General features: G+C 65.9%; 15 protein-coding genes. 3 read left to right on the plus strand and 12 right to left on the minus strand.

The window, feature by feature from the left end:
• Nucleotides 1–11 precede the first annotated feature (11 nt).
• The gene (locus MRBLMU1_RS20320) at nt 12–776 is read right to left on the minus strand and encodes a hypothetical protein (protein ID WP_363504827.1); all 765 of its coding nucleotides are present in this window, start codon (nt 774–776) and stop codon (nt 12–14) included.
• Between the two features lie 204 nt (nt 777–980).
• Here MRBLMU1_RS20320 and MRBLMU1_RS20325 point away from each other — a divergent pair, with 204 nt between their 5' ends.
• Both MRBLMU1_RS20325 and MRBLMU1_RS20330 read left to right on the plus strand, forming a co-directional pair.
• Nucleotides 981–1,754, plus strand: coding sequence for a MerR family transcriptional regulator (locus tag MRBLMU1_RS20325; RefSeq protein WP_363504830.1), 774 nt, complete (start codon nt 981–983; stop codon nt 1,752–1,754).
• A gap of 44 nt (nt 1,755–1,798) precedes the next feature.
• Nucleotides 1,799–2,749 carry an alpha/beta hydrolase gene (locus tag MRBLMU1_RS20330; protein WP_363504833.1) on the plus strand — a complete coding sequence of 317 codons (951 nt, stop codon included), beginning with the start codon at nt 1,799–1,801 and terminating at the stop codon, nt 2,747–2,749.
• A gap of 6 nt (nt 2,750–2,755) precedes the next feature.
• On the opposite strand, the gene MRBLMU1_RS20335 is transcribed toward MRBLMU1_RS20330, so the two are convergent.
• From MRBLMU1_RS20335 to MRBLMU1_RS20355, 5 genes are all read right to left on the minus strand, one after another.
• Nucleotides 2,756–4,663: an MFS transporter gene (locus MRBLMU1_RS20335; protein ID WP_363504836.1), complete on the minus strand. Its 1,908-nt coding sequence runs from the start codon at nt 4,661–4,663 to the stop codon at nt 2,756–2,758.
• A gap of 123 nt (nt 4,664–4,786) precedes the next feature.
• Nucleotides 4,787–6,358, minus strand: coding sequence for a PepSY-associated TM helix domain-containing protein (locus tag MRBLMU1_RS20340; RefSeq protein ID WP_363504839.1), 1,572 nt, complete (start codon nt 6,356–6,358; stop codon nt 4,787–4,789).
• A complete protein-coding gene (locus MRBLMU1_RS20345) occupies nt 6,355–6,624 on the minus strand; it encodes a hypothetical protein (RefSeq protein ID WP_363504842.1) in 270 nt (89 codons plus the stop codon). Before MRBLMU1_RS20345 ends, MRBLMU1_RS20340 begins: the two co-directional genes overlap by 4 nt.
• The gene (locus MRBLMU1_RS20350; RefSeq protein ID WP_363504845.1) at nt 6,614–6,913 is read right to left on the minus strand and encodes a hypothetical protein; all 300 of its coding nucleotides are present in this window, start codon (nt 6,911–6,913) and stop codon (nt 6,614–6,616) included. The genes MRBLMU1_RS20345 and MRBLMU1_RS20350 overlap by 11 nt, the downstream gene beginning before the upstream one ends.
• A 107-nt stretch (nt 6,914–7,020) precedes the next feature.
• On the minus strand, nt 7,021–7,743 hold the full coding sequence (locus MRBLMU1_RS20355) for a class I SAM-dependent methyltransferase (RefSeq protein ID WP_363504848.1): 723 nt from the start codon (nt 7,741–7,743) through the stop codon (nt 7,021–7,023).
• Between the two features lie 210 nt (nt 7,744–7,953).
• Here MRBLMU1_RS20355 and MRBLMU1_RS20360 point away from each other — a divergent pair, with 210 nt between their 5' ends.
• Nucleotides 7,954–8,721 carry a polysaccharide deacetylase family protein gene (locus tag MRBLMU1_RS20360; protein WP_363504851.1) on the plus strand — a complete coding sequence of 256 codons (768 nt, stop codon included), beginning with the start codon at nt 7,954–7,956 and terminating at the stop codon, nt 8,719–8,721.
• On the opposite strand, the gene MRBLMU1_RS20365 is transcribed toward MRBLMU1_RS20360, so the two are convergent.
• The 6 genes from MRBLMU1_RS20365 to MRBLMU1_RS20390 are packed head-to-tail and all read right to left on the minus strand — an operon-like array spanning nt 8,722 to nt 13,441.
• Entirely contained in the window at nt 8,722–9,330 is a 609-nt protein-coding gene (locus MRBLMU1_RS20365) for a 4'-phosphopantetheinyl transferase family protein (protein WP_363504854.1), read from the minus strand. It abuts the gene before it with no gap.
• A gap of 12 nt (nt 9,331–9,342) precedes the next feature.
• Nucleotides 9,343–9,789 carry an excinuclease ATPase subunit gene (locus MRBLMU1_RS20370; protein ID WP_363504857.1) on the minus strand — a complete coding sequence of 149 codons (447 nt, stop codon included), beginning with the start codon at nt 9,787–9,789 and terminating at the stop codon, nt 9,343–9,345.
• A 10-nt stretch (nt 9,790–9,799) separates the two neighbouring features.
• Complete coding sequence (locus MRBLMU1_RS20375) at nt 9,800–11,032, minus strand: beta-ketoacyl-ACP synthase (protein WP_363504860.1); 1,233 nt, start codon at nt 11,030–11,032, stop codon at nt 9,800–9,802.
• A complete protein-coding gene (gene fabG, locus MRBLMU1_RS20380) occupies nt 11,029–11,766 on the minus strand; it encodes a 3-oxoacyl-ACP reductase FabG (RefSeq protein WP_363504863.1) in 738 nt (245 codons plus the stop codon). The genes MRBLMU1_RS20375 and fabG overlap by 4 nt, the downstream gene beginning before the upstream one ends.
• On the minus strand, nt 11,763–12,242 hold the full coding sequence (locus MRBLMU1_RS20385) for a hotdog family protein (RefSeq protein WP_363504866.1): 480 nt from the start codon (nt 12,240–12,242) through the stop codon (nt 11,763–11,765). The genes fabG and MRBLMU1_RS20385 overlap by 4 nt, the downstream gene beginning before the upstream one ends.
• A complete protein-coding gene (locus MRBLMU1_RS20390; RefSeq protein WP_363504868.1) occupies nt 12,239–13,441 on the minus strand; it encodes a beta-ketoacyl-ACP synthase in 1,203 nt (400 codons plus the stop codon). The genes MRBLMU1_RS20385 and MRBLMU1_RS20390 overlap by 4 nt, the downstream gene beginning before the upstream one ends.
• Nucleotides 13,442–13,470 lie beyond the last annotated feature (29 nt).

Genomic DNA, 13,470 nt, shown 5'->3' on the forward strand with positions numbered 1-13,470 from the left:
ACAACGGCTGGTTACAGCGGCTTGACGTTGATCGTCGCGCCTTGCAGATACAGGGCGTTGGTCGATTCGAAGCCCGAATCGGTGCCCAGCACGATCCAGAACTTGCCGTCCTTGTCGGCCTGCAGTTCGACCGCCTCGTCCGACTTGCGTTCCTGCGTGGCCCACTTGCCGCCGTTGCAGCCGAGGCCCTCGCCGCCCTGCAGGCCGATCACCTTGCCCTGGCGTCCCGATTCGGCCTGGTTGCCGCGATCGAGGTTCAGGCGCAGTTCATCGTTGGCCTGCTTGACCACTTTCGGCTCGTCGGCGCTGGCCGCGACCACCATCCACATGCTCTCGCCGCGCGAGCCGCCGACGCCCATGCAACCGGTGCCCGCGTCGGTGGCGTAGCGCATCGCGAACGTCACCGCGTACTTCGCACCCGGCACGAAGCCCGCGACCTGGCGTTTAACGAAGGTCATCACGTCGTCGCTCTTGTTGGTCGAGATCAGGTAGTAGCCCTTGCCCGTCAGCGGCGCCGGCAGATCCTTCCACGCGGCGGCCACGTCGACCGGCTTGGTCTCGGCGGTGAAGTCGGCGACATCGGCGCTCCAGCCATCGATGCCGGCGTTGAAATCGACGGTGATGACCGAGGCGACAGGCTTGGGCGGCGCCACCGGCTCGGCCGGTTTGGCCGGACCGACGATGACATCGGTACCGCCGCCGCAGGCGGTCAACGTCGACACGGCAAGCATGCCGGACAGCGCCAGCATGGACATGATTCTGGTTTTCTTGAACATTATTTTCCCCTGGTTTTAGAAGGCGCCCTCGTGAGGCGCCGACGTGCAGTCTAAAGAAAACTTGTCAATTTGAATCAGTAATTTGTAACGACTAGTAAGTTACAATTTATAACCTCTAGCATGGCCGTTTTTTGGTAATGGCGGATTTTTGTTGACCCTCACGCGGCGTCATCCCGCACAATCGGGGTGTCATGGAGGGAGCAAATGAAACAGACAGTCAAACAGGTCGCCAAGGCGTCGGGCATCAGCGTGCGGGCGCTGCATCATTACGACGAGATCGGACTGCTGAAACCGGAGATCGGGCCGAACGGCTATCGTTACTACGGCCAGCAGGAGCTGCTGCGCCTGCAGCGCATCCTGTTCTACCGCGAACTGGGCGTCGCGCTGGCCGAGATCCGCCGCATGCTCGACGATCCCGCCTTCAACACCCGCGCCGCGCTGCTCGAGCTGCGCCAGCGCGTGGAAGCGGAGATCGGGCGCCGCCGCGACCTGGCCAGGACCATCGACCGCACGCTGGCATTGATCGACTCCGGCAAACCCTTGAACGCGCAACGCCTGTTCGACGGCGTCTCGCCGGAAAAACAGGCCGCGTGGGAGGCCGAGCTGGCGGACCGTTACGGCGATCCCGCCGCCGACGCGATCCGGCAATCGCGCGACGCGCACGCGGCGCTCTCCCCCGCCGGCATGATCGACTTCAAGGCGGAAATCGACGCGATCCACGCCAGCTTCGTGACGCTGATCGGGCGCGGCCTCCCGCCCGACTCTGACGACGCCCAAGTGGAGACCGCGCGCCACTATCGATGGGTAAGCCGGTCATGGCGACCGGATGCGGATGCCTACGCGGCGCTGGGCGCGCTCTACATCGACCATACCGAGTTCCGTGACATGTACGATGCGCTTCATCCCGGGCTGGCGCCTTTCCTGGCAGAGGCGATGGCTGTCTATGCACAACGGGTACTCGGCGCGGGGCGAGCGTGAAGCGCCGGGACTTCCTGGCACTTCCACTGATAGGAGCAACGACCATGTCGAACCACAGCGCGGGCGCCGCGCCGAAAGAACGAGACGTTTCCGTCACCGTCGCCGGCGTGAAGATCGCATGCCGATTCAGTCCGTCCGAGGGCGACGCCGCCGGCGCGGTGCTGATCGTGCCCGGCTCGCTGTTCAGCGACGTCGACGGAAACTATCCGACGATGAATATGCGCCCGCATGCGTATGCGGATCTGGCGAGGCATTTGAGCGCGCGCGGCTTCGCCGTGCTGCGGATGGCCAAGATCGGACCGGGCACCGGATCGCAGACGATCGATGCCATGCTGGCCGCTTCCCATGTGGATTTCCTGACGCGGGTGGCGGTCGCCGGCGCCGGCCTGGCGCTGCTGCGCGGGAGCGTTGGCGCGCGGCCCGTCATCGTCGCCGGCCATAGCGAGGGCGCGGTGGTGGCCTCGCTGCTGGCCGGCGGCGCGGACGGGCGGATGGTCGATGGCGTGGTCGGTTTGTCCGGCCCGGCGTTGCCGATCTTCGCCGTCATGCGGGCGCAGATCGCGGCGATGGCGCCGGACATGACGCTGTTCGACCGCGCGGTGGCGGCGATTCGCGCCGGTGTTCCACTGCCTCCCGAGGCGGCGCGCGATCCGCGGACGGCGATGCTGGCGACGATGCCGGCGATGGGACACGCCTATCTGCGCAGCGCCGACCGGGTCGACCCGGTGGCGGCGCTGGCGAAGGTGCGGCAGCCGGTGTTGATCGTCCAGGGAGGGCGGGACGCTTCGGTGCCGCCGGAGCATGCCGAGGCGCTGCGCGCGGGGCGCGGCGGGCTACCGACAGAAGTGGCCCTCTTCCCGACGCTGAACCACTTCTATAAAACGACACCGGCGGGCCTGCCGCCGATGCAATCGATGATGTTGGACACGGAAAGCGACACGGCGGTCGCCGACGCCATCGCAGGCTGGTCGCGCCGGTTGCCTGCGCCGGGTTAATCCACCTTACTTCCAATCCCCGCGCAAATCGAGCACCTGCTTCTGCAAGCCCTCCGGCGTCACCTCCTGCGGCGGCACCGGCAAACCCACCGCCAGCGCCAAGCGCGAACGCAGTCCGTTGCGGAAGGCCCGCTGGAACACATTCTCGCCATTGCGACTAAGCAGATGCCCCCACAGCCCGCGCAGCGCCATCGGAATCACGGGCACCTTGGAGCGCTCGATGATCTTCGCGATACCGCCCTTGAACTGGTTGATCTCGCCGTCGTGCGTCAACCGCCCCTCCGGGAAGATACACACCAGATCCCCTTCGTGCAGCGCCTGCGCGATATCGATGTACGCCTTCTCCATCAGCCACGGGTCCTCCTTGGCCGGCGCGATCGGAATCGCGCGCGCCGTGCGGAAGATCCACCCCAACAGCGGCAGCTTGAAAATGCGGTGATCCATCACGAAGCGGATCGGCCGAGGGCTGGCCGCGCCGATGACGATGGCGTCGACGTAGCTCACATGGTTACACACCAATACCGCCGCCCCTTCGGCCGGAATGCGCTCGGCGTCGATGGTGCGCACGCGGTGCACGGTGTGGATCAGCAACCAGGCCAGGAAGCGCATCAGGAACTCCGGCACCAGCGAGAAGATATAGATCGCCACCAGCGCGTTGAGCAGCGCCGTCACCAGGAACAGCTGCGGGATCGTGAAGCCCTGCCCCAGCAGCACGATGGCCAGGCCGGCCGCCGCCACCATGAACAGCGCGTTCAGGATGTTCATGCCGGCGATGGTGCGCGAAATGTGTTCCGGGTCGCAGCGGGTCTGGATCAGCGCGAACAGCGGCACGATGAACAGGCCGCCGAACAGGCCTATCATCAGGATGTCGAACAGGATGCGCCACATGCCATGCTGCGCCAGCAGCGCGATCGCGTCCAGGTGCGGGCCGGCCGTCAACGCGGCCACGCCGCTGCCGTAGGCCAGGCTGGCGAAGTACAGGTCGACGCCGAAGATCGTCAGGCCGATGGCGCCGAACGGCACCAGGCCGATTTCCACCTTGCGGCCGGACAGGCGCTCGCACAGCAGCGAACCGCTGCCCACGCCCAGCGAGAACACTGTCAGCAGCAGCACGAAGGCGCTATGGTCGCCGTGCAGGTAGTCCTTGGCGAACACCGGGAACTGCGACAGCACCAGCGCGCCGTAGAACCAGAACCACGAGTTGCCCAGCATGGACAGGAACACGGTGCGGTTCTTGCGCGAGAAATTGATATTGCGGATCGATTCGCCGACGAAGTTCCAGTTGATCTTCAGGTCGGGCGCCGGCGCCGGCGAGCTGGGAATGCGGTAGGCGGCGATCAAACCGAGGGCCGCGAAGAAGATGGTGCCCGCCGCCTCCAGCATGATGCCGTGGGGCTGCTGCACCACCAGGATGGCGCCGAGGATCTCGCCCAGCAGGATGCCGACGAAGGTGCCCATCTCGGTCACGCCGTTGCCGCCGATGAGTTCCTCCGGTTTGAGCTGCTGCGGCAGGTAGGCGTACTTGACGGGGCCGAACAGCGTCGAATGGATGCCCATGCCGACCACGCCCAGCACCAACAGCCACAGGGTGTGCGTCATCCAGCCCACGCCCGCCACCAGCATGATGGCCAGCTCCAGCCACTTGATGAAGCGCGTCAGGCGGGCCTTGTCGAATTTGTCGGCCAGCTGGCCGGCGGTGGCGGAAAACACCACGAAGGGCAGGATGAACAGCCCGGGGATCAGGTTGGTGACCGTGGACGGCGACAGCGTGGTCCAGCTGAGCGCATCGAAGGTGATGATGACGATCAGCGCGGTCTTGAATAGATTGTCGTTGAACGCTCCGAGGAACTGGGTCCAGAAGAACGGCGCGAAGCGGCGTTGCGTCAACAGGGAAAACTGATTGGGCTGGCTCATATCGTGCGAATCCTTGCTATCTGGAAATTCCGGAAAGATTGAGCGGATTATAACCGCATGCCGGCCCGCCCCGGCATGCGGATATGGAAGTTAGTGGTGAGCCAGATCAAACAGCAGGCGCACCTACGCCGCGTGCCGCGCCGCGTCTTGTTTGGCCGGCGGCGCGCGCAGCGACCAGACGCTGTGCGGATCGCCGTGCACGCCGCGCCGCAGCACCGCGCGCGCCATCTTCCAGTACAAGGCGGCGGCCAGTAGTGCCACCACCGCCACGCCGACGGTGACGCCGTCGCCGCGCATCAGCGCCAGCAGCGGATTGAGGCCGGTGGCCATCCAGTGCGACAACGGAATGGCCACGGTCAGCGCGGCGCACGCGGTCAGCAGCTCATACGCAGCGCGCGCGGGCGGCCGGGCGAAGGCCCACGCCAGCGCCAGCCAGAACACCGCGTAGTAGCCGCGCGACTCCCACAACGGCAGCTGCCCCGGCGCCGCCGGCGCCAGCTTGTTAATCACGAACATGGCGGAGACACCCGCCACGCAACCGAGGCACACGCCCAGCGTGGCCTGCGCCATCAGCCGCCCGCTGCGCGGCTGCACCAGGCTAAGACGCTTACGGCGCGCCTCGATCCACAGCAGGTTCCCGCTGTAGAACAGGAAGGCGCCGGCGATGCCGAGGACGAAGTACATCCACTGCACCGCCGCGTGGCCGAAGTGGCCGAAATGGAGCGCCTGCAAACTGCGCAGGAAGCGCATGCCGGGACTGAAATTCTCCGGCACCAGCACCCGCTGCACCTGGCCGGTGCTGGCGTTGAGCACCACCGCCGAATTGCTCGACACGGTGTTCTGGCGCACGTCGCCGATCACCTGCACCTGCGCGTTGGCGTCGCCGGCCTCCAGGTAGAACAGGCGCTTGACCTCCATGCCCGGCGCCGCGCGCTCGGCTACCACCAGCACCTGCGCGACCGGCAGCAGCGGCGCGGCCACGCCAGCGGCGGTGGGCGGCGCGGCGGCGTTGATATCGGCCGCCACCAGATTAAGCAGCTTGCCGTCGAAGACCAGGTACTGGAAAGGCGCCAGCAGGATCAGTCCCAGCCCCAGGATCGCGCTGCTCCACGCATACATGATGTGGAACGGCAGCGACAGGATGCCGATGGCGTTGTGCGCGTCCTGCCACATCCGCTTGAGGTTCTTGCCTATCCTGAGCGCGAACAGGTCCTTGAAGAAGCCGGGCGCATAGATAATCACGCCGCTCACCAGTGCCAGCCCGTACAACACGCACACCGCGCCCAGCGTGTACAGGCCGAAGCGGTCCGGCAGCCCCGCCGAGTAATGCAGGCGGTAGATGAAGTCCATCAGGTGCGAGCGCTCCTCGAACTCCTCAAGCTTGCCGGCGGCGTCGAGGCGGAAATGGCGTTCGCCGGCGGTCAGCACCAGCTCCGGCTCATAGGCCGACGGCAGGTTCACGTAAAACATCTTGCCCGCTTCCGGATGCGCGGCGAGCACCGCGTCGACCAGCGCCTGCGGCTGCAACCGGGCCGCCGCTGGCGCGACTTGCGGGACGGGTGTCTGCCACGCGTGTAGCTCGGAGTGGAACAAGGTGATGGAGCCGGCGTAGAAAGCGATGAACAGACCGAAGCCCGCCACCAGTCCCACCCACGTGTGGACCGAAATGAAGGTGCGCAGCGTCGATGATTTCATCCGGCGATCCTCAACAGGCCGCCGGCCTTCGACAAGTGCAGCACGGCGTAGCCGAGCAAGGTGGCGCCGCCCATCCACAACCAGGCGCGCAGGCCGGTGCGGAACAGGAAGGCGATCGTCATCGCGCCTATCCAGAACAGGACGAACAGCAGCAACCATGGCAGCGTGGTGCGCGCCTGGTCCCGGCTGAGCAGCGCAAGGATGCCGACCACGACCACCGCCAGCGGCAATCCGAGGAAGGCGGCGGCCGTCGATTTACCCCACATGGCGCGCTCCCGGTTTGGCCGGCGTTCTCGAACCACGGCGACGCAGCCAGGCGTCGGCGTAAGGCAGCACGACCAGCGCCGTCATGAACCCAGACAGCGCGATGCACACGCCGCACCAGAGGCCATAGTCCCGCACCGCGGCCGCGATGGCGCCGGTGGCCAGGGGCGCGGACAGCCAGCGCAGAAAATACCGGCGCGCCAGCGCGGCCGGCCACAGGGCCTGGTGCGGCGAGGCCAAATATAAACACAGGGCGGCCAACGCCGCCACGACGATGCTGATCCAGTTCACCGCATCCATTCCCTTCGCCTGCCGGCCCATAAACGACAGATATTAAATGAGAATGATTTGCATTCCAAGTAAAATTTATCGATTTGGCATTGATAGGGCCGGGAATGCTACGGTTTGACGCCGACCAGATTGATCAACGTCTCCTCGCGCACCGCCTTCGGTTTGATGCGCAACGCGGTCTCCAGAATACCGAGGTCCTCGCGGCTCCACCACAGGAACGGGTACGACACCGAACTATCCGGCACCGAAAAGCCGGCCGCGCGCACCATCGCCAGATACTCGGGCGCGGTCTTCTGCACATCCATCGGATGGCGGAACAGCAGGCGGATGATCCACGAGTGGATATAGCGCCTGGTCGATTCGGCGAACAGCAGCACGCCGCCCGGTTTGAGCACGCGGAAGAACTCGTGGATCGCCCGCTCCTGGTCGATCAGGTGATGAAAGGTCTGATGGCAGAACAGCAGGTCGACCGAATTGTCTTCCAGCTTGATGTTCGAGCTGGAACAGCAAATGAAGTCTGCCGGAATATCCAACGCCGCCATCTCCTTGGCCGATTCCCGCAGCATCTCGGGATCGATGTCCATGCCGATCAAGCGCTTGGGCGCGAAGCGCTGGTGCAGCTTGCCCAGCGAGCGGCCAAAGCCGCAGCCCACGTCGGCCACCACGTCGTAGCCGCGCCGCCCGGCCGGCATCATGCGCTCCAGATCCACCAGCGCGCGCTCCAGCACATGGACGGTCCAGGTCTCGGTGCGCAGGAACCATTTGCCGAACGCCGTCTCCGGCACATGGGGATCGCCGGACGGCTGCATTACATCGAAATTGGCGCTCATAAGATCTTCATCTACGTTGGTTTAATAAAATTACGGGTGCGCGGCGACAACGTGAATTCACGTACAATATCCATCCCTCGTCGTTCGTTAAGCCCCGTGTTAGTCCTTCGTCCCCGCCTGCTGCTTGCAACATTGTCATTGCTACTATTGAGCGCAACCGCCGCGGGCCAGGACACGTCCGCAGTCTTGCCCGCGCCGGTGCCGGCTCCTGTGCGTTTCCTGCTCACCTTCGACGATGGTCCCGCCGCCGCCGACAGCGGCAATCCCACCGTGCATATCCTCGAGACGCTGGCCAGCAATCCGCTGCAGGACAACATCAAGGCCGTGTTCTTCACCCAGACCCGCGCCTGGCACGGCGGCGGCACCGACATCGGCCGCGCGCTGATCAAGCGCGAACACGATGAAGGCCACGTCGTCGCGCTGCACACCGCCACGCTGTTCCACTCGAACCACCGCTTCATGAGCAAACAGACGCTGGACGAATCGATGCAAAAAGGTGTCAATGACCTGACCGGCATCACCGGCGTCGCGCCCAAGCTGGTACGGCCGCCGTTCTGGGCCTACGACGCCGAGACGCTGGAGTCGTACCGCCAGCACGGCATGCGCATGCTGCTGACCGACCTCAATGCCAACGACGGCAAAATCTACGGCATCAACTTCAGCTGGCACAAACGTTCGAACATGCTGAAGCACCTGGCCGAGACGCGCAAGCGCTGGGCGGCGGGCGCCATGCCGGTGGTCGACGGCAGCACGCCGATCGTCGTCACCTTCCACGACGTGAACACCTACACCTCGCGCCACATCCAGGAATACCTGGACATTCTGATCGACGTCGCGCGTGAGCTTGACGTGCCGCTCGCGGCCAAACCGTTCTACGACGACCACGACGAACTGGAACGCGCAGCGCTGGCCAGCACCGTCAGCAACCCGAACGCCAAGCCGCAGTTGCCGGGGTTGTGGAACTGGCTGTGGCAATGATCACAGGCTGACGACTTCTATCCTGGGCGGCTCGTCCAGCGGCGATTCGCTGCACACCACCACCGACAATTCATCATGCGGCACGGCGACATAATGTCCGCCAACGCCCTCCCCCAGCTTGAAACGCGCTTCCTTCTCGCTCCACATCCGGTAAAACCCGTCGATGCGCCTCGCCTCGGGCAATCCCTCCCAGCGCGCCATCTCGCGCGCGTCGAACGTCTGCGCGGCCAGGGCGGCCAGATCGCGTCCGGCGTCGCGCATCTCGATATCCAGCCCGAGGGCGGTCTGTGCGCTCACCGCGCAGGCGACCCAGCGCCCGCTATGCGCGATGCTGAAACCGGGCATGCCGCCCTTGACGACGGGCGACACCAACAGCGGCGCCTTGCCGACCTGCTCCTCCAGCTGGATCTCCCGCGCCTCGACGTTCAGCAAGCTGCCCAGCGCCTTGCGCAGCAACACGCGGCCCACCACGAACTGGCGCAGCCGCTGCGCGCGGACAAAGCGCTGATAGCGCGCCAACTCGCCCGCCGACAGCCAGTCGCGGAACCGCAGCAGGTCCGCATCGACCACCGCGTCCGCGTCCACCATCCACAGCGCCGCCTTACTCATGGGCGCCCGATATCACTTGGCCAGCTTGACGAAGTCGCCCTTCAGCGCGACGCCGGCCATGATGGCGCCGTCCGCGCACTCGTACTCGGTCTGGCTGGCGAATTCCTGGTCCTTGAAATTGCTGACAATGTTGATCACCGCGTCCGCGCCGACTTCGGTGGCGCGCTTCTGCAAGGCCAGCATGGCGGACAGGAACACCCAGTTGCAGGCTTTTTCGGCGGACTTGCCGAAGCCGTTGGTACGCTGGCTGGTCTTGTCGGAGGTGATTTTGCTTGCCACCTTGGGCGTTTGCTGGTCGGCGAAATAGAACTTCACCGAGTCGCCCAGGCGCTGCTGCGCGTCGTTCACGGCCATGGCGCCGGCGATCGGGAACTTGATCATCTTGTCTTCGGCCGAGGCGGAGAACGAGGCGGTCAGCGAAACAGCCAGCATGGCTGCGGTAACGATGGTTTTTTTCATTGTCGTCTTCCTATTTAACGTAACGTTTAAAAATCAGAGAAGTGTTGATGCCGCCGAAGGCGAAGTTATTCGACATCACGTACTCGCATTGCAGCGCGCGCCCTTCGCCGGCGATGTAGTCGAGCCGCGCGCACTCGGCGTCGACCTGTTCCAGGTTGATGGTGGGGGCGAACCAGCCCTCGCGCATCATCTCGATGCTGATCCACGCCTCCAGCGCGCCGCACGCGCCCAGGGTGTGGCCCATATAGCTTTTCAGTGAACTGATCGGCGTCCTGTCGCCGAACACCGCCAGCGTCGCCTGCGATTCGGCGATGTCGCCCTGCTGCGTGCCGGTGCCGTGGGCGTTGATGTAACCGATGTCCGACGGCTGCAAGCCGGCGTCGCTCAGCGCAAGTTGCATCGCCTTTTGCATCGTCGCCGCATTCGGCTGCGTAACGTGGCAGCCGTCGCTGTTGGTCCCGAAGCCCACCAGTTCAGCGTGGATCGCCGCGCCGCGCGCCTGCGCATGGTCCATATCCTCGAGTATCAGGCAGCCGGCGCCTTCGCCGATCACCAGGCCGTCGCGGCCGGCGTCGAACGGACGCGGTGTCGTGTGGCCGGCGTCGTTGCGGGTGCTGGTGGCGAACAGCGTGTCGAACACCGCCGCCTCGGTCGCGCACAGCTCCTCGGCGCCGCCGGCCACCATCGCCACTTGCTTGCCGGCGCGGATAGCCTCGTAGGCGTAGCCGATACCCTGGCTGCCGGAGGTGCAGGCGCTGGAGGTGGTGATCACGCGTCCGGTGATGCCGAAGAAGACGCCGATGTTGACCGGCGCCGTGTGCGACATCATCTTGATGTAGGTGGTGGCGTTGATGCCCTTGGTGGTGCGCTCCTCCATCATGCGGCCGAAGTCGCCGATGGCGCTCGGCGTGCCGGCCGAGGAGCCGAACGACACCCCCAGGTCGCCGCCCTTGAGCAGCGGATGATCGAGCAGGCCGGCGTCGGCCAGCGCCAGCTCGGTGGCGCGCGTCGCCATCAGCGCCACGCGGCCCATGCTGCGGATGGCCTTGCGGTTATAGCGCTCGGTCAGTTCGAACGGTGCGGCCGGCGCGCCGAGGCGCGTGTTCAAGCCTTCGTAATCGGACCAGTCGTCCATGTGCACGACGGCGTTGCGGAACTCGCCCAGGCGCTGGCGAACGGCGGCCCAGTCGTTGCCGATCGGGCTGATGCCTGCCATGCCGGTAACGGCGACGCGGCGGCTCATGCCAACCCGCCATTGACGGAGATGACCTGGCGCGTGATGTAGCCCGCCTCCTCGCCGATCAGGAAGCTGACGGCGGCCGCCACCTCCTCCGGTTTGCCGACGCGGCGAGCCGGTATCAGCTTGAGCGCCTCCTCCATCGGCACGTCGCCGATCATATCGGTCTCGATCAAGCCGGGCGCGACGCAGTTGACGGTGATGGCGCGCTTGGCCAGCTCCAGCGCCAGCGCCTTGGTGGCGCCGATGATGCCCGCCTTGGCCGCGCTGTAATTGACCTGGCCGCGATTGCCGATCAGGCCCGACACCGATGCCAGGGTGACGATGCGGCCCGGCTTGCGCCGCTGCACCAGCGGCATCACCAACGGATTGAGGACGTTGTAGAAACCGTCCAGGTTCGTTTGCAGCACGATGTCCCAGTCCTCGCCGGACATGGCCGGGAAGGCGTTGTCGCGGGCCACGCCGGCGTTGCACACCACGCCGTAGTAGCAGCCGTGTTGTTCGATGTCCGCCTCCAGCGCGGCGGCGGTGGCGGTGCGGTCGCCGATGTCGAACTGCAGCACGCGCGCGGCGCGGCCCATCCGCTCGATCTCCTGCGCCACCGCGTCGGCTTCGGCGCGCTGGCTGCGGCAGTGGAGCACCACGTCGTAACCGTCGCGCGCCAGGCGCAGCGCGATCGCCTTGCCGATACCGCGGGAAGATCCCGTCACCAGCACGCTCATGGACTTGTTCTGATTCATGCTACGTTTCCATCTTTGAGAAATTGATTGACATTATCGGGCTGGAAAACAGTCACCGTCGCCGTGGCCAGGCTGGCGGCACCGGCATCGGCACCGGCCGACACGATCCGGCAATCGAAGGCGCCCAGGCCATTCTCCGCCTGCAGCACGCGGTGCACATGCACCAGCAGCACGCTGCCGGGCGCGAAATACGGCACGCTGGCATCGTACTTTCGCGAGCCAAGCAGGAATCCGACCTTGACGGCGTCGCCGCGTTGCCGCGCCAGCCAGCCCGCGTGCGCGGCGATCGCCTGCGCCATGTATTCGATGCCGACCCACGAGCCCACGCCCTGTTCGGTCGCCAGCACGCTGCCGGCATGGATGCGCACCTCCGCGCACAGATTGTCCTCGTCGGCGCTGACCACGCGTTCGAGCAGCACCATCTGGCCGGAATGCGGCACCAGCGTAGCGACGTCGGGCATCGCGCCCGCCATCATGCCGCCCTCCCCAGCACCAGCGCCGCGTTGGAGCCGCCGAAAGCAAAAGAGCTGCTCAGCACACGGCGCAAGGGACGGCCAAGCGCCGCGCCGGGCGGCACCAGGTTGAGCGCCGGCAGGGCGGGATCGGCGGCGCCGTCCCACAGATGCGGCGGCAGCCTGCCCTGCGGATTATCGTCCTGCATCGCCAGCCAGCACAGCGCCGCTTCAAGCGCCGCAGCCGCGCCCAGGGTATGGCCGGTGAACGGCTTGGTCGAGCTGACCGGCACTTCAAGGCCGAACAGCGACTCGATCACACGCGACTCCATCGCGTCGTTTTGCGGCGTCGCCGTGCCGTGCATGTTGACGTAATCGATCTGCGCGGCGTCGATGCCGGCGCGTTCCAGCGCCTGCGTCATCGCCAGCCGCGCGCCCACGCCGGCCGGATCGGGCGCCGACATGTGATGGCCGTCCGACGACTCGCCCCAGCCCAGCAAGGCCACCGCGCCGGCCTCCCCGGCATCGCCGGCATCGGCACTCATCAGGAACAGCGCGCCGGCCTCGCCGATGTTGATGCCATGGCGGTTGACGCTCATCGGGTTGCACTGTTCGTTGCTGACCGATTCCAATGATGCGAAACCGGCCACCGTGAAAGTGCACAGCGAATCGACGCCGCCGGTGAGCACGGCGTCGCATAGTCCCATCTTGATCAGGCGCGCCGCGCTGGCCATCGCCTTGGCGCTCGACGAACAGGCGCTCGAATGCACGTAGGCGGGGCCGGCCAGGCCCAGTTCATGCGCCAGCATGACGGCGGGCGAACCCATTTCCTGTGGATCGTAGACGAAGTGCGGCGGCAGGACGCCATCGGCGCAGTAGTCGCGTATCGCCTCCTCGGTCTCGCCGATGCCGGAGGTGCTGGTGCCGATCACCACACCGACACGATCGGCGCCGTAGCGCGCGACCGCCGCCTCCACGGCCGGCCGGATCTGCGCCAGCGCGGCCAGCGCCAGCGCATTGTTGCGGCTGCGCTTACGCGCGGGTAAATGATCGACCGACGGCAGCGCGGTAAGCACGCGGCCCAGCGGCAGCTCGCGGCCCGGCGACCAGTCGCCTGTCATCGCCACGCCGCTCTCGCCGGCGTACAGACGCGCCTTGACCTGCGCATGGCTGTCGCCAAGCGCGCAGATGATACCGCAAGCGTTCAGATAAAAATTCAACATGCTTCCGTCTCGGTCAGTGTAGCTGCGCT

Origin of the sequence: Burkholderia sp. LMU1-1-1.1, assembly GCF_040675865.1 — a bacterium.
In the GTDB taxonomy this organism is placed as follows: domain Bacteria; phylum Pseudomonadota; class Gammaproteobacteria; order Burkholderiales; family Burkholderiaceae_D; genus Rugamonas.

Excerpts from the sequence above, each read along its gene's own strand:
- MRBLMU1_RS20370 (WP_363504857.1), bottom strand. The coding sequence starts at position 9,789 with ATGAAAAAAACCATCGTTACCGCAGCCATGCTGGCTGTTTCGCTGACC.
- MRBLMU1_RS20330 (WP_363504833.1), top strand. The coding sequence starts at position 1,799 with ATGTCGAACCACAGCGCGGGCGCCGCGCCGAAAGAACGAGACGTTTCC.
- MRBLMU1_RS20375 (WP_363504860.1), bottom strand. The coding sequence starts at position 11,032 with ATGAGCCGCCGCGTCGCCGTTACCGGCATGGCAGGCATCAGCCCGATC.
- MRBLMU1_RS20385 (WP_363504866.1), bottom strand. The coding sequence starts at position 12,242 with ATGATGGCGGGCGCGATGCCCGACGTCGCTACGCTGGTGCCGCATTCC.
- MRBLMU1_RS20335 (WP_363504836.1), bottom strand. The coding sequence starts at position 4,663 with ATGAGCCAGCCCAATCAGTTTTCCCTGTTGACGCAACGCCGCTTCGCG.
- MRBLMU1_RS20390 (WP_363504868.1), bottom strand. The coding sequence starts at position 13,441 with ATGTTGAATTTTTATCTGAACGCTTGCGGTATCATCTGCGCGCTTGGC.
- MRBLMU1_RS20365 (WP_363504854.1), bottom strand. The coding sequence starts at position 9,330 with ATGAGTAAGGCGGCGCTGTGGATGGTGGACGCGGACGCGGTGGTCGAT.
- fabG (WP_363504863.1), bottom strand. The coding sequence starts at position 11,766 with ATGAATCAGAACAAGTCCATGAGCGTGCTGGTGACGGGATCTTCCCGC.
- MRBLMU1_RS20320 (WP_363504827.1), bottom strand. The coding sequence starts at position 776 with ATGTTCAAGAAAACCAGAATCATGTCCATGCTGGCGCTGTCCGGCATG.
- MRBLMU1_RS20340 (WP_363504839.1), bottom strand. The coding sequence starts at position 6,358 with ATGAAATCATCGACGCTGCGCACCTTCATTTCGGTCCACACGTGGGTG.
- MRBLMU1_RS20355 (WP_363504848.1), bottom strand. The coding sequence starts at position 7,743 with ATGAGCGCCAATTTCGATGTAATGCAGCCGTCCGGCGATCCCCATGTG.
- MRBLMU1_RS20345 (WP_363504842.1), bottom strand. The coding sequence starts at position 6,624 with ATGTGGGGTAAATCGACGGCCGCCGCCTTCCTCGGATTGCCGCTGGCG.
- MRBLMU1_RS20325 (WP_363504830.1), top strand. The coding sequence starts at position 981 with ATGAAACAGACAGTCAAACAGGTCGCCAAGGCGTCGGGCATCAGCGTG.